19 protein-coding genes are annotated in these 19054 nt (G+C 72.6%); 11 read left to right on the plus strand and 8 right to left on the minus strand.

Going from position 1 to position 19054, the window contains the following annotated elements:
• The first annotated feature begins 118 nt into the window (after positions 1-118).
• Entirely contained in the window at positions 119-676 is a 558-nt protein-coding gene (locus OHS70_RS05785) for a GNAT family N-acetyltransferase (protein WP_328394329.1), read from the plus strand.
• A gap of 70 nt (positions 677-746) precedes the next feature.
• Here OHS70_RS05785 and OHS70_RS05790 read toward each other — a convergent pair whose 3' ends face one another.
• Together OHS70_RS05790 and OHS70_RS05795 are read right to left on the minus strand one after the other, a co-directional pair.
• A complete protein-coding gene (locus OHS70_RS05790) occupies positions 747-1310 on the minus strand; it encodes a dihydrofolate reductase family protein (protein ID WP_328394331.1) in 564 nt (187 codons plus the stop codon).
• Between the two features lie 503 nt (positions 1311-1813).
• Positions 1814-2551: a class I SAM-dependent methyltransferase gene (locus OHS70_RS05795; protein WP_328394333.1), complete on the minus strand. Its 738-nt coding sequence runs from the start codon at positions 2549-2551 to the stop codon at positions 1814-1816.
• A gap of 487 nt (positions 2552-3038) precedes the next feature.
• Here OHS70_RS05795 and OHS70_RS05800 point away from each other — a divergent pair, with 487 nt between their 5' ends.
• Positions 3039-3533 carry a hypothetical protein gene (locus tag OHS70_RS05800; protein ID WP_328394335.1) on the plus strand — a complete coding sequence of 165 codons (495 nt, stop codon included), beginning with the start codon at positions 3039-3041 and terminating at the stop codon, positions 3531-3533.
• A gap of 143 nt (positions 3534-3676) precedes the next feature.
• Positions 3677-4531 carry a class F sortase gene (locus OHS70_RS05805; protein ID WP_328394337.1) on the plus strand — a complete coding sequence of 285 codons (855 nt, stop codon included), beginning with the start codon at positions 3677-3679 and terminating at the stop codon, positions 4529-4531.
• A gap of 32 nt (positions 4532-4563) precedes the next feature.
• On the opposite strand, the gene OHS70_RS05810 is transcribed toward OHS70_RS05805, so the two are convergent.
• Together OHS70_RS05810 and OHS70_RS05815 are read right to left on the minus strand one after the other, a co-directional pair.
• Positions 4564-5622: a zinc-dependent alcohol dehydrogenase family protein gene (locus tag OHS70_RS05810; protein WP_328394339.1), complete on the minus strand. Its 1059-nt coding sequence runs from the start codon at positions 5620-5622 to the stop codon at positions 4564-4566.
• Between the two features lie 112 nt (positions 5623-5734).
• Positions 5735-7882 (minus strand): phage holin family protein, encoded by a 2148-nt coding sequence (locus tag OHS70_RS05815; RefSeq protein WP_328394341.1) that lies wholly within the window; start codon positions 7880-7882, stop codon positions 5735-5737.
• A gap of 314 nt (positions 7883-8196) precedes the next feature.
• Here OHS70_RS05815 and OHS70_RS05820 point away from each other — a divergent pair, with 314 nt between their 5' ends.
• Both OHS70_RS05820 and OHS70_RS05825 read left to right on the plus strand, forming a co-directional pair.
• Positions 8197-8979 carry an MBL fold metallo-hydrolase gene (locus OHS70_RS05820; RefSeq protein WP_328394343.1) on the plus strand — a complete coding sequence of 261 codons (783 nt, stop codon included), beginning with the start codon at positions 8197-8199 and terminating at the stop codon, positions 8977-8979.
• Entirely contained in the window at positions 8976-9638 is a 663-nt protein-coding gene (locus OHS70_RS05825; RefSeq protein WP_328394345.1) for a DedA family protein, read from the plus strand. Before OHS70_RS05820 ends, OHS70_RS05825 begins: the two co-directional genes overlap by 4 nt.
• Positions 9639-9715: 77 nt before the next feature.
• Here OHS70_RS05825 and OHS70_RS05830 read toward each other — a convergent pair whose 3' ends face one another.
• Together OHS70_RS05830 and OHS70_RS05835 are read right to left on the minus strand one after the other, a co-directional pair.
• Positions 9716-10774 carry an MBL fold metallo-hydrolase gene (locus tag OHS70_RS05830; protein WP_328394348.1) on the minus strand — a complete coding sequence of 353 codons (1059 nt, stop codon included), beginning with the start codon at positions 10772-10774 and terminating at the stop codon, positions 9716-9718.
• 81 nt (positions 10775-10855) lie between these two features.
• A complete protein-coding gene (locus OHS70_RS05835; RefSeq protein ID WP_328394350.1) occupies positions 10856-12073 on the minus strand; it encodes an aminotransferase class I/II-fold pyridoxal phosphate-dependent enzyme in 1218 nt (405 codons plus the stop codon).
• A 483-nt stretch (positions 12074-12556) separates the two neighbouring features.
• Between OHS70_RS05835 and OHS70_RS05840 the strand changes: the two genes are divergently transcribed.
• The 4 genes from OHS70_RS05840 to OHS70_RS05855 all read left to right on the plus strand — a co-directional run bounded on the left by OHS70_RS05840 (position 12557) and on the right by OHS70_RS05855 (position 16140).
• A complete protein-coding gene (locus OHS70_RS05840; RefSeq protein WP_328394352.1) occupies positions 12557-14059 on the plus strand; it encodes a bifunctional phosphatase PAP2/diacylglycerol kinase family protein in 1503 nt (500 codons plus the stop codon).
• 339 nt (positions 14060-14398) lie between these two features.
• Positions 14399-15208: a methyltransferase domain-containing protein gene (locus OHS70_RS05845; protein ID WP_328394354.1), complete on the plus strand. Its 810-nt coding sequence runs from the start codon at positions 14399-14401 to the stop codon at positions 15206-15208.
• Positions 15209-15269: 61 nt separating this feature from the next.
• Positions 15270-15623, plus strand: a complete 354-nt coding sequence (locus OHS70_RS05850; protein WP_328394356.1) for a VOC family protein — start codon at positions 15270-15272, stop codon at positions 15621-15623.
• Between the two features lie 202 nt (positions 15624-15825).
• Positions 15826-16140, plus strand: a complete 315-nt coding sequence (locus OHS70_RS05855) for a hypothetical protein (RefSeq protein WP_328394358.1) — start codon at positions 15826-15828, stop codon at positions 16138-16140.
• A 2-nt stretch (positions 16141-16142) separates the two neighbouring features.
• Here the strand turns inward: OHS70_RS05855 and OHS70_RS05860 are convergent, their stop codons facing one another.
• The gene (locus OHS70_RS05860; protein ID WP_328394360.1) at positions 16143-16694 is read right to left on the minus strand and encodes a GNAT family N-acetyltransferase; all 552 of its coding nucleotides are present in this window, start codon (positions 16692-16694) and stop codon (positions 16143-16145) included.
• 41 nt (positions 16695-16735) lie between these two features.
• Complete coding sequence (locus OHS70_RS05865; RefSeq protein ID WP_328394362.1) at positions 16736-16987, minus strand: LapA family protein; 252 nt, start codon at positions 16985-16987, stop codon at positions 16736-16738.
• A 138-nt stretch (positions 16988-17125) separates the two neighbouring features.
• On the opposite strand from OHS70_RS05865, the gene OHS70_RS05870 reads away from it, so the two are divergent.
• Together OHS70_RS05870 and OHS70_RS05875 are read left to right on the plus strand one after the other, a co-directional pair.
• Positions 17126-17872, plus strand: a complete 747-nt coding sequence (locus OHS70_RS05870) for a GntR family transcriptional regulator (protein WP_328394364.1) — start codon at positions 17126-17128, stop codon at positions 17870-17872.
• Between the two features lie 74 nt (positions 17873-17946).
• Positions 17947-19014 carry an adenosine deaminase gene (locus tag OHS70_RS05875; protein ID WP_328394366.1) on the plus strand — a complete coding sequence of 356 codons (1068 nt, stop codon included), beginning with the start codon at positions 17947-17949 and terminating at the stop codon, positions 19012-19014.
• Positions 19015-19054 lie beyond the last annotated feature (40 nt).

Below are 19054 nucleotides of genomic sequence, written 5' to 3' on the forward strand. Positions count from 1 at the left end.
TCCTCGCCACCTGCGGGGAGCCAAAGAAGGAGCCACGCACCCGTCACGCGCCCGGCGGCGCGCTGCGTGCAGCGGGCTGGGAAGCTACGTCCGCGAGAACAGTCCGAGGGGGCACCATATGACGTCACAGGGAACCATCACGGTAGAGCACATGGCCGGCTCGGCCGCAGCACACGCTGAGGACGCGTTCAGGCTGATCTATGCCGACGTGTTCGCGGAACCGCCGTACAACGAGACCGCTGACGACGTCGCAGCCACCTTCCGGCGCTTTCGCTCCCAGACCCGCAAGCGCACGTTTCGCGCCGCCCTGGCCCGTACCGAGGACGGCGAGCCGGTCGGCATGGCATACGGGTACCCAGTCGAGCCTGACACAGGGTGGTGGGACGAACTGACCGAGCCCGTGCCCGACGACATGCGGCGCGAGGACGGGCACCGCACCTTCGGCCTCATGGAACTTGCCGTACGCGGACCCTGGCGCGGGCAGGGTGTCGCGCGGCGTCTGCACGGGACCCTGCTCGATGTCATCGATGCCGAACGGGTGCTGCTGAACGTCCACCCGGACAGCAAGGCAGCGTCAGCCGCCTACCAGGCGTGGGGCTATCGCAAGATCGGCGAGGCGCGCCCGTGGGAGGGCCCGGACCTCTATGACGTCATGCTGCTCGACCTGCGCACATGACGACTACGTACATGCGCACGCGCACCGAGGGGGACGCAACTCAGCAGGTCCGCATACGTGGTCTCCCGAACTAGCGCGCCACGCGGTAGCGGAGGTAGACGACTCTCGAGCTGAAGGTGCGGGTCTCGACGAGTTCGAGATCCACCCGGCGCTCGCGTTGGGGAAAGAACGGGATGCCGCCGCCGACCAGCACCGGGTAGACCATGGCCCGGTACTCGTCGATCAGACCCAATGCGGCCGCCTCGGCGGCGAGAGTAGCGCCGCCGATCGCGATGTCGCCCTCCCCCGGCTCGGCTCGCAACCGCTCGATCTCCTCCGCCAGGCCGCCGGAGGCCAGGCGAGCACTGCCCTGCACCGCCGACAGCGTGGTGGAGTACACCACCTTTGGGAGCGGCTTCCAGAGCGCGGCCCACTCGAGCATGGAGTCGTCGAGCGATGGATCCTGGTCGGCGGTCTCCCAGTACAGCATCGTCTCGTACAGCCGTCGTCCCAACAGGTGGACGTCGACCTCTCGAATCTCGTCGATCCAGAAGCGAAAGACCTCCTCGTCGGGCACCGTCCAGTCGAAGCCGCCGTCCGGCCCGACGATGTAGCCGTCGAGTGAGACGCTCATCGAATAGGTCACGCTGCGCATCAGAAGTCCTCCTCGGTAACGGTCTCGACAGTACGACCGCCGGACGCCGCAGGACTCATCGCGGCTCGCGGGATCCCCTGGGCCAAGGCACTTCCTTCTGGGCCTGGCCGTCCCGGCGTGCCCCGGCGGCGTGCTGGTGAGTCCGGCAGATCATGGAGTCGACGTTCACCGTCCACCCGATGCGACCGCGCGCGTCGGCCCGCGCCTGGAGCTTGGTGAACAGCCCTGCCCATATCCCAGGCGCTGCCTGCGGCGGAACAGTCCGCAGACCGTCTGCCAGGGCCCATAGCAGGGCAGGAGGTCCCGCCCCCGGGTTGGGGTTGGTGCACAGATCGGCTCCCGGTCCACTTGAGGCCGGTGGGAACACCGACACGGTGCCGCTGTTGCCCCAGTAGCTCAGGTTCCTTCCGAACGCCCCCTTGCGCCGGGGAGGGCCGCCTGGCCGTGAACCGCGCCTGTCCGCATGCGGGCTCGACGTCCGGCGCGCCGGCGCTGCACGGCGGCTACGGCAGTGCCTCACGGCGGAACAGAGCAGTCCACAGGAAGGGCTCACCGAACCGAGAGGACTCCGTGGGTTCGTCGTGCATACGGCGCAGTTCGATCTCCGTCAGGTCGGAGAAGATCCGGCGCAGGGACTCCGGTGTGTAGGCGAGGCCACCGTGGAGACGGGAGTCGCGGTAGAGGTCGGCGTCAGAAACCTCGGAACCCATCCCGCCGGCCGCGAAACAGGTGAGGGCGAAGTGGCCGCCGGGCGCCAAGGCCCTGTCGAGCAGCGAGAGGTAGCTGATGCGGCGGTGCGGCGGCAGATGGTGGAAGCAGCCGGAGTCGTAGATCAGGTCGTACGGGCCGGCGAGTTCGGTGCCGGAGAGGGTGAAGGCGTCCCCGCAGTGGAAGCGGACATCGGCCTGCGCCTCGCGGGCACGCTCCTCCGCCCAGGCGATGGCCGCCGGGGAGAGGTCGACGGCGTCCACCGCGAAACCCAGCGACGCGAGATGGAGCGCGTTGCGGCCAGGACCGCAGCCCAGGTCGAGGGCGCGGCCCGCGGTGACCAGACCGCGGTCGGTGTACGAGACCAGGTTCTCGTCCGGCTTGGCGACGAAGAACGGCACCTGCTTCGAGCGGTCGGCGTAGAAACCGTCCCACCAGGAGGCGCCGTTGGCCGTCCAGCGGTCGGCCTCCGGCGCGAACAGTCCGTCCAGGAGTCGCAGCACATCGTCCGTCGTGCGGATGTTCCGGTCCATCCGGTCTCCTTTCCCAGGGGGCAGATCGTAGGTCCACATGACACAAACGCGCAGATCAGGGTGGTGCCGAAGACGCTGTCGACGGCGCTGTGAAGGGCGGGGCCGAGGGTGGGCGGGCCGTCACCTTCGGAGGGTGAGCAACGGAAGCCGGCGCCCCCGCCGGAGGCCGCCTGGCCGGTGTCAGCAGCCGTGTCAGGACTGGTTTCTGAGTGATCCGCAGGACAGGGTCCTCGCAACCGGCAGCGTTACGGCGCACGCACCCGCGCGGCGCCCCGTCACCCGTTCGGCATGATCTTCTGACATTCCGTCATTGGGCCTATCGCACGCCGTGCGACCTGTATGAATTTTCCCCAGGAGAATCCGTCACACCGTCCGGCGGCCCGTCCGTGACAGGCCGTCGGACCGCGCGAGCTGGTTGTCTGGGCTGAGGAGCGCGGCGCCCTCGTCGGGACAGCTAGTCCTGCCCCGCGCCCGTCGGAGGGTGAAAATGCGCACTCGTACTGCACACGTTCTGGCCGGTGGCGCACTGGCCATGATGGCTTTCTGCACCTCGGCTGCCACCGCCGCCGCCGAGGAGTCCGAGGTCAGCGTCAGCCCCGAGGTGGCCTACCCGGGCTCGACCGTCAGGGTCAGCACGGAGGTCTGCGGACCGGACGTTGGATACGCCAAGGGCCAGGCGGAGGTCGGCGGGCAGATCAATCTGCTCGACGGCGCACGGGAAGGTGAGCTGGCGGGCGAATTCACCGTTCCCGACGACACCGCGGACGGCGTCTACAACATCACGGTCAAGTGCCCCCCGCGGACCCGCGTCGAGACCACCATCGAGGTCGCCCGCCGGCCGAGCGGGCCGGTACGCGGCGGATTCGGTGGAGCCGGTGGGACGGACCCCGCGGAGATCGCGGTCGGCTCGGCGTTGATCGCCGGCGCGGTGGCCGGCGGTGTGGTCCTGATGCGGCGTCGCCTCGGCGGCCGTCCCGCCTGACCGGCCGGCCGCCGCGGTCACGATCACCTTCGTGGCCGCGGTCGCCGTCGCCGTCGCCGTCGCACAGGATTCGTCGACTTGCCGGCGCACGTTCCCCGCCCACGCCTTACCACTCCACACCCGGACCGGAGCTCAGGACCGCCATGGGACGTATGCAACCCCGCCCCGTTCTGCCGGCGCTGGCCCTGATCGTCATGCTGATCGCCGGTATCTGGATTCTGCAGCACGGGATGCGCGGCGAGACGCCCCCGCAGCCGTCCGCCGCGCAGGCCTACTCCCCACCCTCCGCCGGTCCGTCGGAGGCAGCCGTCGGGCCGGTCGTCGATCGCCCGCCGCCGTACCGCGCGCCCTTCCCGCGGCCCACTACGGGACCCGGCGCGCGGACCGGCTCCGGGACCGTCCCGCAGGCAAGCTCGCGGCCGACCCCGCAGGCAGGCTCGAGTTCCGGCGCGCGGCGCGACACGGGAACCGCACGGCATGCGGGCCCTACGCCCACCGCACGGCGGGTCTCCGAGCCGGTCCGGCTGCGCATCCGGGCCATCGGCGTGAACGCGCCGATGGTGAAGCTCGCCCTGAACCCGTCCGGCGTGCTCGAGCCGCCACCGGCCGGCAAGGCCGACCACGCCGGCTGGTACGCCAAGGGCCCGATCCCCGGCGAGGGCGGCACGGCTGTCCTGGCCGGGCATGTCGACACCCCCACCGGCCGGCACGGCGCCTTCTTCGCGCTCGGCAAACTCCCCAAGGGAAGCACGGTCGAGGTCACCCGCAAGGACGGGCGCACATCTGTGTTCACCGTCGACGCCGTCGAGGTGTACCCCAGGAACAAGTTCCCCGACCCGAAGGTCTACGGCAGTTCGGCCAAACCCCAGTTGCGGCTCATCACCTGCGGTGGCCGCTACACCAAGGCCGGGGGCTACGCCGGCAACGTCGTCGCCTACGCATCCCTGCTCCGTACGGTCCCCGCGTCGCCCCCAGGACGCACCACCCCGAAACGGTGACCAGGTGACGACACCACATGCCCGGAGTTCGGTCAGCCGGCGGGTGGGGCAGACGCGTGGGGGGTGATCACGGTGACCCCGGCGCCCGACGCCGTACCCAGCGCCATGAGCGCGTCAGGTACGGCGTCCAGGGCGATCCGCGACGTCACGAGCAGGTCGGGGCGCAGGGCGCCGGAGGAGACCATCGCCATCATCTGCGGGTAGTCGTGCGCGGCCATGCCGTGGCTGCCGAGGATCTCCAGTTCCAGCGGGACGACCCGGTCCATCGGCAGATGCACCCCGGCCGGGAGCAGGCCGACCTGCACATGACGGCCCTGGCGGCGCAGGCTCTGCACGGAGTTGACGCAGGTCACGGGGGCGCCCAGCGCGTCCAAAGACAGGTGCGCGCCGCCGCCCGTGGCGTCGCGGACCGCGTCGGCGACCCCGCCGTCGGGCACTGAGGACGCATCCAGGCACACGGTCGCACCGAACGACTTCGCCAGCTCGAGCGATGCCGGGGCGACGTCGACGGCGATGACGCGGGCCCCGCACGCCGCGGCGATCATTACGGCGGACAGGCCCACTCCGCCGCAGCCGTGCACCGCGACCCACTCCCCCGGGCGCACCCGGCCCTGCCCGACGACGGCCCGGAAGGCGGTGGCGAACCGGCAGCCTAGACTCGCGGCCGTGTCGAACGCCATGGTGCCGGGCAGCGCCACCAGATTGGTGTCGGCGTGGCGTACGGCAACGTACTCGGCGAAGGAGCCCCAGTGGGTGAACCCGGGCTGTTCCTGGCGCTCGCACACCTGCTGGGAGCCACGCGCGCAGGCGGCGCACCGGCCGCAGGCGCAGATGAACGGCACGGTGACCCGGTCGCCGGCACGCCAAGCGGTGACGTCGCCACCGACGGACTCGATCACGCCGGCCAGCTCGTGCCCGGGGACGTGCGGCAGGGTGATGTCGGCGTCGTGCCCCGTCCAGCCGTGCCAGTCGCTGCGGCACAGCCCGGTCGCCTCGACCCGTACGACCACCCCGTCGCTCGCCGTCACGGGGTCGGGAACCTCGCGCACCTCGGGCCTCTGGCCGAACTCCTCCAACACCACCGCACGCACCGGCACACGCTCCTTGCTCTCCGCGGCCCCGGATGCCCGGGCAGGCCCCACAGGTACACCAGCGCCCCGGAACAAGGGAAGAGCATGCCCTGGTGGACGGCCCGGGGCGGCGTCACACGTGCGGGTCCGGCAAGGGGTGCCCGGAGGCGGGCGACCCTTCCTGCTCCTGTCCGCCCGGCCGGGTGATCTCCGGCGTCCGGATCGGCACCTGCGGCCCCTGGCACTCGCGCAGCCAGCGCCGCAGCACCCGGTGCACCTGCTCGGCGCCGACCAGTTCCTGGCCGACACCGACCGGCGGCGTGACGTCGAACGGCGAGAGCAGGAACGGCTGGGACTGTTCGCCGCCCAGCCCCCCGTGCGAACCGATCTGCTCCTCGAAGGCATGCACCGAACCGTCCTTCGGATCGTGCATGGAATTGACCATGATGTCGGCGACATGCGGGAAGGTGTCGGTACGGCGTACCGCGTCGGCAGCGCCCGGGCCGAAGTCGGCGAGCGGTCCGCCGTCCCCGTCCCTCAGGTCCGACACCGGCGTGAGGGCACCGTCCCGCCCCATGACGACCGAGCCGTGCTGCTCGCTGTGGACCAGCAGGAAGCCGATGCCGGGATGGTTGGCGAGGGTGCTCAGCAGCGCGGGGTGGCGGCGGTCGATCTCCTCGCGGCTCATCCGCCCCGGCACGTCGGGGAACGAGATCAGGGCGAGATTGCCGGACGCCAGCACGATCGGGTCGGAGCCGTGCGGCGGGCGCTCCTCGCCGCCCTCCTCGTCGCCCTCCTCGTCGAGGGGCACATGCAGCGCCGTGCGCAGCGTGTGACGGGCCGCGTCGCGTGCCTCCGCACCGCTCCTGGAACGCCCGGCGCGGCGCGAGACCGGCAGGCCGCACCCCGCGCGTACGAGATCCCTCAGAGTGAGCCCGTACGCGCCCTCGAACGTCTCCCCCGGGCTCTGGCCGTGGTCCGACAGCAGCACGATCCGGTAGGTGCGCGAGGCGTGTTCGGCGACCTTGGCGATCAGCGCGAGGGAGCGGTCCAGGCGTTCCAGCACGCGTTCCGCGTCCTTGCTGTGCGGCCCGGAGTGGTGCGCCACCTCGTCGTAGGCGACCAGGTCGGCGTAGACGGCGGTGCGCCCGGCGAGCATGTCACCGATCACCGCGGCGACCACCACATCGCGCTCGACAACGGTCGCGAACGCCCTGATGAACGGGTAGAGCCCGCCGCGCCCGACCCGCGGACGGTCGCCGCGCAGGCGCGCCCGGGTCGACTGGCCGATCTCACGGCCGACTTCGGCGACGAAGGACATCGCGGTACGGACCGCGTTGGCCGGATCGGAGAAGTACGCGAAGTAGCCCGCCCGCGAGCGATTGGCCCGCCCGCGCCGTGCCGCCATGGACAGCACCAGGGCGAGCTGGTCGGCTCCCCCGCTGAAGAGATTGCCGCGGCTCGCACCGTCCACGGTGAGCAGCCCCCCGTCCCCGGTCCGCTCGATGGCGCGCCGCTGCAGTTCGACCGCGGAGGAGGGCCGGTTGCTGACGACGACGCGGCCTCGCTCCTTCTCGTACCAGCGGAACGCGGGGACGTCGTGATTGGAGCCGTGCAGGATGCCGAGCTGGCTGGAGCCGGTCTGGCTCGACCAGTCGGTGCGCCAGGGGGTGAGCCGGTGGGTGGCGCCGACCCAGGAGGCGACGGTCGGCATCACCCCTCGGTCGGCGGCGTGCCGCAGCACGTCGTGGCCGACGCCGTCGAGCTGCAGGAACACGGTGCCGGGCGGGCCCGAGCGCCCTCCGTCGTCGCCCCGTCTGCGTCTGCGGCGGTCGGCGAGCCGCGAGAGTCTGCGCCGGTAGGCGTTGTCGTCCCGGACGGCGAGGGCGGTGGATGTCGCGGAGGCGACCGCGGACATGACGGCGGCGACGACCACGGCGGTCTCGGGGTCGGCGGCCCCGCGCCCGTCCGGGGTCAGCCAGAGCGCGATGAGCAGCAGCGAGCCGTTGAGGAAGAAGACCAACAGGCCGAGTATCAGGGCCGGTACGAGCAGCAGGGCGCGTACCACGACGGGCCACACGAGCGCGGTCAGCAGTCCGAAGACTCCCGCGCCCCAGGCGGCGGTGAGGGCGGTCCTGGTGAAACTGTCGCCGTCGTCGGACTGCAGCTGGAACTCGGGCAGCAGCCCGGCGAGCGTGAGCATCGTCAGCGTCGACACGGCCCACACCGCGATCACGCGGAACAGGGCCCGCCCGCCGGCCCGCCACCGACCGTCGCCCACGCCGCCTCACCTCGCCGTCGCCCCGGGGCACCCGCCCTTCGGCCTCCAGCCTGGCACAACACGGCCCGCGCGCCCCGGGAGCGTCCGGGTGACCTGGGGCGAGGCGGGGGCGTGAAGAGCGGCGGCGCCGCGCGGGTCACGGCCGTCGGCCCTGGCCCCGGTCGCCGGACGGACCGGCATGCGGGCCGTGCGTGCGGAGAGTGCGGAACGGCATGGGGCCCTGCGGGAGGATGTTCACGGACCGGCATGGGTCCCCGCGGGCGGAGAATACTGAGCAGGAGCGTACGGGGAGCGGGAACCGAGGGAGGCATCACGTGCCGGTCGAGGTCACCTGGTGGGGGCATGCCACTTGCACGATCGAGGATTCCGGCGTCCGGGTGCTCACCGACCCGCTGTTCGTACGGCGGCTGGCACATCTGCGCAGACGGCGCGGGAAACTACCACCCGTCGAGGCGAGGGCCGCCTCGGCCGTCCTCGTCTCCCATCTGCACTCCGACCACCTCCATCTCGCCTCGCTGGCCCTTCTCGCGCCCGGCACGCGTCTGATCGTGCCGTGCGGCGCGGCACGCTCCGTACCGGCGCTGCGGCGGCTCGCCGCCGGGGCCGGCCTGCCGATCACCGAGGTCGCCGCGGGCGACGAGGTGCGGGTGGAGGAGCTGGTGGTACGGGCCGTACCGGCCGCGCACGACGGGCGCCGCCTGCCGCTGGGCCCGCACCGGTCGCCGGCGCTCGGCTATGTCGTCAGCGGTGAGGAGCGCACGTACTTCGCCGGGGACACAGGTCTGTTCGACTCGATGGCCGACGAGGTCGGACCGGTCGATGTGGCGCTGCTGCCGGTCGGCGGCTGGGGGCCGTTTCTGGGACACGGGCATCTGGACGCGGGCCGGGCCGCCCAGGCGCTGGCCGCGCTCGCGCCGCGCGCGGCCGTACCCGTGCACTACGGCACGTACTGGCCGATCGGGATGGACGCGATCCGCCCGCACGAGTTCTACGCCCCCGGTGACGAGTTCGCGCGCAAGGCGGCGCGGCTGGCGCCGAAGGTGACGGTGCACAGGCTCGGCCACGGCGAACGGGTCAGGCCGGGGGCCGCACAGTGAGAGCGCAGCTCACCGAGGCGCTCGGACAGCTCTCGGAAGTGGTGCGGCGACTCCCCCCGGAGTCGACGCAGCAGGCCGTGGGCTATCCGTCGCTGTTCCTGCTGGTTTTCGTAGGAGCGCTCGTGCCCGTGGTGCCGACCGGGGCGGTGGTCAGCTCGGCGGCCGTGGTGGCCTTCCATCACACGGCCCCGCCGGCGCTGCTGTTCGTGTTCCTCGTTGCCTCGCTGGCCGCGTTCCTCGGTGATGTCGCCCTGTACTGGCTCGGGCAGCGCGGCCTGCGGTCGAAGAACGGTTCGCGCGGGCTGGCCGCCCTGAGCGAGCGTGCCGCGCCGGACCGGCTCGACCAGGCCCAGCGCAAACTCGATGAGCACGGGGTGATGGTGCTGGTGCTCTCGCGGCTGGTGCCGGCCGGACGGATTCCCGTGATGCTGGCCTGTCTGCTGGCCACGATGCCGATGCGGCGCTTCGTACGCGGGGACGTCCCGGCGTGCCTCGCGTGGGCGGCGACGTACGGGCTGATCGGCATCGTGGGTGGCTCGCTCTTCGCGGAGCCGTGGCAGGGCGTGCTCGCGGCGGTGGCACTGACGGTGGTGATCAGCGGAGCGCCGGCGCTGTGGCGCCGGCTGCGGCGGGGACCGGCGGGCGGACAGCACACCTGAGCGGCCACGATCCGCGCGACATGGCCGCGGCTCCGGCGGCCACGGCTGCGTGCACCGCCGGCCGGCTCCGGGTGCGGTCAGCCTGCGGTCAGTACGCGCGAGGCCCCGACCGGCAGGTCCCACAGCTGCTCGTGCGGGCGGCCCGTGCGTTCCCACGCGGCCCGCAGCCGCAGCAGCGGTTCCAGCACCGGCTCCGAGGAGAGCACGAATGTCGCCCAGTGCATCGGGACCATGATCCGCGCCCCGAGGTCGTCGAAGGCGCACACGGCCTCCTCCGGGTCGGTGTGCACATCGCGGAGCCACCAGCGCGGGGCGTACGCGCCGATCGGCAGCAGCGCCAGATCGAGATCGGGGTGGCGGCGGCCGATCTCCTTGAACCAGTGCCCGTATCCGGTGTCCCCGGCGAAGTACACCGACTGCCCGCCCTCGTCGGTGAGCACCCAGCCGCCCCACAGCGAGCGGCAGGTGTCTGTGAGGGTCCGCTTGGACCAGTGGTGCGCCGGTACGAAGTCGAACCGTACGCCGCCCAGCTCCGCACCCTCCCACCAGTCCAGTTCGGTCACCCTGGCGAACCGGCGGCGCCGGAACCAGCGGCCCAGGCCCGCGGGGACGAAGAACGGGGTGTGGCGCGGCAGCCGTTTGAGGGTGGGCGCGTCCAGATGGTCGAAGTGGTTGTGGCTGATGACGACCGCGTCGACGGGCGGCAGATCGTCCCAGCGGACGCCGACCGGGGTGATCCTGGCCGGTGTGCCGAGGATACGGCGGGACCAGACGGGGTCGGTGAGCACGGTGAGCCCGCCGATGCGCACCACCCAGCTGGCGTGCCCGGCCCAGGTCAGGGCGACGGTGGCAGCGTCCACGTCGGGCAGGGGACCCGGTTCGAACGGCAGCAGCGGAATGTCGTACAGACCGTCGGGCCCGGGGCGGACCGCGCCCTCGCGGGCGAGCCGTGCCATGGCGCGCACGCCGGGAAGCGGGGCGGTCAGCCGGTCGGCGAAGGACCGGGGCCAGCTGCGGCGCTCGCCGAGGCGGCGGGTGGTCGTGGTGCGCGGGTGGGCGTTCGGCACTATCGCCGTCCGACGCTGCTGCGTCTGGTGTTCGGGCTGCTGTTCGGTCCGCTCCGTCTGTTCCGTCATCCGGGTCTCCGATCAACGGCGGTTCTCTTCCACGCAGTTGGTTTCAGCACGTCCGGCAGGTCCGGGGGCCGATGCCTCGTTTCAGCGCAGTTCGTCGAAGGCCGAGGCGAATTTCCTCAACGCCTCGGCGACATGGGGCAGTTCCAGGGGCTGCGGCGCGGCGAGTGACTCCAGCCGCTGCTCTTCGGTCTCCCCCAGCAGCGGACCGGTGGACAACCGCACCCGCAGGGCCCCCAGTTCGTCGCCGAACCGGTGACCGCCGGGTGCGGGTGCCTGGAGCCGGTCGGTGAGATGGTCCTCGAGTTCCATGGAGTCGGTGACGCCCCGCTCTGCGAGGCGGGCGCGCAGCGGGCCGAGGTCGGCATAGAGGTGGCAGCCGGCCTGCGGCGGCCTGGCGAGCGCGCCGGACACGAGCACCGCGCGGTGCGCGGCGGCCGCCACGTGCCCGTGCAGCGCGGCGGCCTTCTCGGCCCGGTCGGCCACGACAGGGGGCTCGTCGAGTGCGTGCGCGGCGGCAGCGGCGATCGGGGCCGCCACCACCGCGCCGAGGGCGTTGAGGATGTCGAGGGTCCGCGCCCGCCGGGCGGCGCCCGCACCGGTGGCGGGGAAGCGGGCGACTGCCACGGGCCAGGCGGCGGGGGTGAGTGCGCCGGCGAGGTCGCTGAGGACGGTGACGTCGTCGGGGCACATCTCGGCGGGGCTGACCAGCACTGTGTCGTGCCGCCGGTGCAGGGTGTCGCGCCAGGTCTCGTCGCTGATGATGTGCAGCCCTTCGCCGACGGCGGCCTCGCACGCCTCGCGCACGGTCTCCGGCGGGGCGACGGTGGCGGTCGGGTCGTCGGCGACGGAGATCAGGAGCAGCCGGGGTCTGCCGCCCTCGGCACGCACCCTGCGTACGGTCTCCAGCAGCGCGAACGGGTCCGGTACGCCGCCGCACTCCGCCGGGGTCGGCACATGGTAGGCGGGCCGCCCCAGCAGCCGGACCTGCGGAGTCCACCAGGCGGGGCAGGGGCGGGGCATCAGCACGTCACCGGCGTACGCGCCGAGCAGCGCGAACAGGAGGGGCTGCGCTCCGGACGCGGCGACGACGTCGCTCGCCCGGCTGTGCAGTCCGCGGCGCCACCAGTAGCCGACGGCCGCCTCCCGAAGCACGGGCCCGCCGCCCGGCGGCTCGGGCCCGACGAGTCCGGCGGCTGCCGAGAGCACGGCACCGAGTTCGTCCGGTACGGGCAGGCCGGGTTCGGGAGCATGCGGTCCGTATCGGACGGGGCCGCGCCCTTCCGGAGCCGTGCGCTGCATGCCGTCACCTCCACCGCGCTCGCTCGTGGGCCGAGGCCGGCCCACGAGCCCTTTATACGAAGGTTTGCGCCACCTCGCCCCGCGGGAACGCCCTCCACCGCCCCGCTCCCTGACGTACCGGGGCCACTGCCCCCACCCGACCGGGCTACACGTGGGCGAGCCGGGCAGGTTCCGCGGGCCGGCAAGGCGGACCGGAAGGGTGCGCTGCCGGGAGCCGCCGCCGCGGTCCGAAGCGGTACGGGTCCGGGAGCCACCGGGCCCGGCGCGCACCGGACGCCCCCCGCCCGAGCGGCCCCCGGCAGCGCGTGTTCCTGGACGGTGGCGCCCCGGCCCAGGAGACAGGGCTCCCCTCCCCCGGACAGCCATGCCCGGCGCCCGCCGCCCGCCGGTCCCGCTTCGGCGCGAGCGCGAGCCCCGGCCCGCCCTCGGCCGGTCGGGCGGCCGTCCGGCGTGGCGAGCGGCCCCTCGGGGTACCCGCGATGCATGACCCACCCTCATGCGGCGACCACGACCCCGAACCTCCGGCGGCGCATCCGCGCGCTCCTCAGTGGCTGGGACCGGCAGGTCCTGCATACCGTGCACGCGCGGAAGTGGCCCGGCTCCGAGCCCGTGCTGCCGCGGCTGAGCCGTAGCGCCAACCACGGGGTGCTCTGGTTCGGCACGGCCGCCGCCATCGCCACGCTCGGGCGCGGTGCCCGCTCGCGGCGGGCAGCCGTGCGCGGCGTCGCTTCGCTCGCGCTGGCGTCGGCCGTCATCAACACGGTCGCCAAGCGGAGCGTGCGCAGGTCGCGGCCGCTGCTGGACGCGGTGCCGGTGATACGGCAGTTGAAGCGGCAGCCGTTCACCACATCGTTCCCGTCCGGGCATGCGGCGTCGGCTGCGGCGTTCGCGACCGGGGTCGCGATGGAGTCCAAGGGCTGGGGCGCGGCGGTCGCCCCCGTGGCCGCCTCGGTCGCCTTCTCCCGGGTCTACACGGGGGTGCACTATCCGAGCGATGTGCTCGTCGGTGCCGCGCTGGGCGTGGGTGCCGCGTTCGCGGTCCGTGGGCTGGTGCCGACGAGGTCGCAGCTGCCCCCGCCCAGCCCTTCGGCGGCGGTGGCGCCCGCACTGCCGGACGGCGAGGGACTCGTGGTCGTGGCCAACCCGCGGTCCGGCACGGCCGACGCCGCGGACGCGGTGCGCGACGCACTCCCGCTCGCCGAGGTCGTGGAGTGCGCGCCCGAGGAGCTGACGAGTGCGCTGGAGAGCGCGGCGGGTCACGCACGCGCCCTCGGCGTCGTCGGCGGTGACGGGACGGTCAACCTCGCGGCGACGGTGGCCACGGCCCACGGGCTCCCGCTCGCCGTCTTCCCCGGCGGCACGTTCAATCACTTCGCCTATGACCTGGGCATCGAGTCGGTCCAGGACACCTGCCGGGCTCTCGCGGAGGGCGACGCCGTCCGGGTCGACCTCGGGCGTTTCACGCCTGGCCCGGACGGCGGTCGGTCCGGTCATTTCCTCAACACCCTGAGCCTGGGCGTCTATCCGGAGCTGGTCCGCATCCGCGAACGCTGGGAAGCACGGATCGGCAGCTGGCCGGCCGGCGTACTGGCCGCGACGCGCGTCCTGCGGGGTGAGCATCCGCTGGAGGTCGACGTGCACGGCCAAAGGCGGCCGATGTGGCTGCTGTTCGCGGGGAACTGCATGTACCGGGGGGTCGGACCTACACCCGGTCACCGGGAGAATCTGGCCGACGGACTGCTGGACGTCCGGGTGGTGCACGCGGGCCGCCTCCCCGGTCTGCGGCTGCTGGCCGCGGCCCTGGCCGGGCCGCTGAGCCGCTCGCCGGTTCATGCCGCGCGGCCCGTGCACCGCCTGCGCGTCACCGGGATCGCGGACGGGACACCGCTGGCGTACGACGGTGAAGTCACCAAAATCTCGGGCGAGTTGGTGGTCGACAAGAAGGTGGCGGCGCTCACGGTCTACCGTCCGCAGACCCTCCTGTAGTCCCCGCGGCGGCTGGAAAAATCGGATCGACGGACTCCTGCTGCCTCCTCCACCATGAACGCACGCAGACCCGCGGCGTCGGGTGCAGGTTGCGGCGGGCGTGTGCCGTCGCGGCACGAGTCCGGTGCCGTCGGCCCCGGCCGCGAGGCACCGAAGGCACGGGTCGGCTCACCGCGCCTCGGCGGCCGGACACGGGGGTGCCGGTCGCCGAGGCCGACACGGAGTGTGGCTCCCGTACGGCAGGCCTGTCCGTATCGCAAGACACAAGTCTCGGGATACGGGATGTGCGCGTAGGTTGGCCGTACCCGCTGAAGGAGCATCAGCAGAAGGAGTCCGGCCATGCCCGAAGAGACCGCCGTCTACACCCACGGCCACCACGAGTCGGTACTGCGCTCGCACACCTGGCGCACCGCCGAGAACTCCGCGGCCTATCTGCTCGGCGAGCTCCGCCCCGGCCTGGACGTGCTGGACGTCGGCTGCGGCCCTGGCACGATCACCGCCGACCTGGCCGCCCTGGTCGCGCCGGGCCGGGTCACTGCGGTCGACGCCGCCGAGGACGTACTGCACCAGGCTCGCGCCCATGCCGCCGAACGAGGCCTGGACAATGTCCACTTCGCCGTCGCGGACGTCCACGCGCTGGACTTCCCCGACGACTCCTTCGACGTCGTCCACGCGCACCAGGTACTGCAGCATGTCGGCGACCCGGTGCAGGCTCTGCGTGAGATGCGGCGGGTCTGCCGCCCCGGCGGTGTCGTCGCGGCACGCGACAGCGACTACGGGGCGTTCACCTGGTTCCCCGAACTCCCCGCGCTCACCGAGTGGCAGGAGCTGTACCGACGGGTGGCCCGCGCGAACGGCGGCGAGCCCGATGCCGGGCGTCGGCTGCTGTCCTGGGCCCGTGGCGCGGGCTTCACCGACATCACCCCGTCGGCCGCTTCCTGGTGCTTCGCCACCCCCGCGGACCGCGCGTGGTGGAGCGGTCTGTGGGCCGACCGCACGGTCGCCTCGGTGTACGCGCGACTTGCGGTCGAGGGGGGCCACACCACGCGGGAGAGGCTGTCGGCCGTCGCGGACGCCTGGCGTGCGTGGGGCGCGGACGAGGACGCGTGGTTCATGGTCCCGCACGGCGAGGTGCTGTGCCGGGTGTGACCGGCGCCCGGTGCGCGACAACCGGTCCCGTCCGGCGGGCGCGCGAACTAGGCTCGCCCGTATGGAGATTCTCGGAACCACCCTCCGAATCTGCGTCGACGATCTGGAGGCATCGGTGGCCTTCTACGAACGTCTCACCGGCGCGCCCCCGTTGCGCTTCGAGCGCGGCGGGGTGTCGGTGGCGGCGGTCGGCTGTTTCCTGTTGATGAGCGGACCGGAGCCGGAGCTGGAGGTGCTGCGGAAGGTGTCGGCGACGATCGCGGTCAAGGACGTGGACGACGCGTACGCCACGCTCACCGCGGTCGGCGCGACGATCGTCGCGGGCCCGCTGGCAACGCCGGTGGGCCGCAACCTGATCGCGGTGCACCCGGACGGCGCGGTCTTCGAGTACGTCGACCGCAAACCGGCGGCCTGACGGCCGAGCGTGGTGCGGGCTGCCGGCGCCGCCGCCAGAGCGCCGCCCGCGGGGCGGACCCCCGATCCGGCAGCAAGCCTGTCCACCGCGGTGCTCGCCGTGCGCCCGCCAGACGCTCGCGCCCGCGCCGACGTCGCAGGCTCGTCATGCCCCCGCCGGCGCGGAGATGCCGGCACCGCGGCGTCACGAGGGTGGTTGCGGTGTGCCGGATGAGGGCTCCGAGGCCCATACCGATGAGCGCGCACACCGGCGCGAGCAAGGCGGACGCCGCGACGGCGCGGAATACACCGGCATCCTTCTGCTGCTGCCGTTCCTCCTCAACGGCCGCCACCGCTGGTCGTCCGCGATCCTTCACGCTCTGCCCCACAGCGCGTGGGAACGACTGGTGCAGTTGGGCGAGCCCTTCGAATCAGCGCCCTACCCGGCGACCATCGGCGGTTCGTGGATCGTGTACGCGGCCTGGCCGCTCGCCGCAGCAGTCATCGCCACGGCCGCCGTCCGCCGCCGCGACCTGTGACGTCATCGGGTCATCTCGCGGGTGATGGCCCAGCGTTCGTGATCACGCCAGGCACCGTCGATGTAGAGGAAGTCGGGCGAGAAGCCTTCGAGCCGGAAGCCGGCGCTGCGTACGAGTCCCAGGGAAGCGGCATTGCCGGGCTGGATGTTGGCCTCGAGGCGGTGCAGTCCGAGCGGACCGAAGGCGTGGCCGATGAGCAGCCCGAGGCCCTCCCGCATCAGTCCGCGGCCGGCCGCGTGCGCGAAGGCCCCGTAACCGATCGCCCCGCACAGGAACGCCCCGAGGACGATGTTGTTGACGGTGATGAAGCCGGCGATCCGGCCCGACGGGCGTTCGCAGACGAGGAAACCGGCCCTGGACGGGTGCTCGATCAGCCGCTGAGCGTAGGCGGTATAGGCCTCGGCGGTCAGCGGCGGGAACAGCCAGGGGTGGTGGTGCTGCGTGCTCTGCCGCGCGAGCGCGGTGAACTCCTCGCCGTCGTCGTAGGTGAAGGGGCGTATGCCGACGCGTGCGCCGGTGGCGACGAAAGGGATCGCGGACGAGGTCTCGGACACCTGATCAGGCTATCGGCGTCGTATGCGAGCCGCAGATCCGCTCAGCGGTCCCGCCGCCGCCGGAAGAAGAGGCCGCCGCACAGGGCCCCGATCACGAACATCGCGAGCAGGGCCAGATAGAGCGGCATGGTGACGAGGGGGACCAGTATCCGGATCTCGACCGGGTCGGTGTTCTCGAAGATGAAGACGATCGCCAGGGCCGTGAGCACGATCACGGCGATCCTGGCCGGCGTGAGCCACTCACGCGGCCCGCTTGTCTTCGCGCTGCCCGCTGCTGCTTTCTTGGCGGTCATGCGACCAGGATGGCCAGTTCCCGGTCGTATGACCGCCGCAGGCGGGCCATACGGGTGAGTCGAAGGGGTCGTGCGCCACACCCTCAGCCTTGTCAGACAAGTTAGGTTTGCTGCCGACACATGAACCGAGGAGGATCAGTGGCAGCCAGCGGGCAGCAGCGGAGACCGGTCGTCGTCCTGTACGAGCGGATCGCGGACGCCATCCACGAGGGCACCTATCCGCCCGGATCGACGCTGCCGTCGGAGCCCCGGCTCGCCGCCGAGCTGGGGGTCAGCCGCCCGGCGCTGCGCGAGGCGCTGCTGCTGCTCCAGGAGGACGGACTGCTCTCGGTACGCCGGGGCGTGGGCCGGACCGTCAGCGACCGGCCGCCGCGGCGCGGCTACGAGCACATCCAGCCGCTGGAGGAGCTGCTGTCCTCGGGCTCGCCGCTGCGGGTGCGGCCGCTGCTGCGCGCGATGGAGGAGCCGACCGACTTCACCACGCAGCATCTGCTGGCCCCGGCCCGGGCGGAGCTGCGTTTCTGGGAGTCATTGCTGGTCGGCGAGGATGCGGCGACGGCACTCAGCCACGAGTGGGCGGCGCAGGACGCGACACTGCAGGCCAGGCACCCGGCCTTCGCGCAGGCCCTGGAGGTGGCGCAGGACGCGCCGGTGTCGATGCTGTCGGTCCTGACGGCGGCCTCGAAGGGCGTGGCCCTGACCGCCCACAGCGCGGTGAGCGCGACCCTGCTGGGCAGGCGCCGCGGCGACCTGCTGGACCGGGCGGCGGACACCCCGGCGGTACTGGTCACGCAGGTGGTCCGGGTGGGCGACACCCCGGTCCTGGCGGCGAAGCACATGCTCCCGACGGGGGCACCGGCGCTGCCGGTGCTCCAGTCCAACTGAGGGGCGCCGGCCGGTCCGGTCGGCGCCCGGCCCGCGCGGTGCGTCTCCCGCCGCCCGTGCCGTACACTCCCGGGATGCACTTGTCTGACATCCTTCGCGCGCCCAAGGCCGTCCTTCATGACCACCTCGACGGTGGACTGCGTCCGGCCACGATCATCGAGCTGGCCCGCGAGTGCGGCTACCGCGATCTGCCCACCGAGGACCCCGCCGCGCTCGCGGTCTGGTTCCGGGACGCCGCGGACTCCGGCTCGCTGGAGCGCTACCTGGAGACCTTCGCCCACACCTGCGCGGTGATGCAGACCCGCGAGGCGCTGGAGCGCATCGCGGCGGAGTGCGCCGAGGACCTGGCGGCAGACGGTGTCGTCTATGCCGAGGTGCGGTATGCGCCCGAGCAGCACCAGGAGCGCGGGCTCACCCTCGACGAGGTCGTGGACGCGGTCAACGCGGGCTTCCGCGAGGGCGAGCACCGCGCCGGGGGACGGATCACGGTCCGTGCGCTGCTCACGGGCATGCGGCACACCGAACGCTCCCTGGAGATAGCCGAGTTGACCGTGGCCCACCGTGAGCGCGGGGTCGCCGGCTTCGACATCGCGGGAGGCGAGATCGGCAACCCGCCGGCCCGCCATCTGCCGGCCTTCCAGCATCTGAAGCGGCACAACTGCCACTTCACCATCCACGCCGGCGAGGCGGTCGGCGCCGAGTCCATCCACGAGGCCGTGCAGATCTGCGGTGCCGAGCGGATCGGGCACGGCGTGCGCATCACCGACGACATCACGGTGCATGACGACGGAACGGCCCGGCTCGGACACCTCGCCTCGTACGTCCGCGACAACGGCATCGCGCTGGAGGTCTGCCCGACCTCCAACCTCCAGACGGGCGCGGCCAAGGACTACGCAACGCACCCGATCGACCTGCTGCGCCGCCTCGGCTTCCGCATCACGCTCAACACGGACAACCGTCTGGTCTCCGGCACCACGATGAGCCAGGAGTTCCAGCACATGGTGGACGCTTTCGGGTACGGCCCCGAGGTCTTCGAGGAGTTCACGGTCGCGGCGATCGAGTCGGCGTTCCTGCCCCTGCCGGAGCGGCAGCGGCTGATCCGCGAGGTGGTGCGGCCGGGGTACGCGGCGCTCGCCCGCTGACCGGCCCGCCCGCGGCCGGCAGCGGGTGGCTGCGAGCCGT

The sequence above is a fragment of the Streptomyces sp. NBC_00390 genome, assembly GCF_036057275.1.
Lineage (GTDB): Bacteria > Actinomycetota > Actinomycetes > Streptomycetales > Streptomycetaceae > Streptomyces.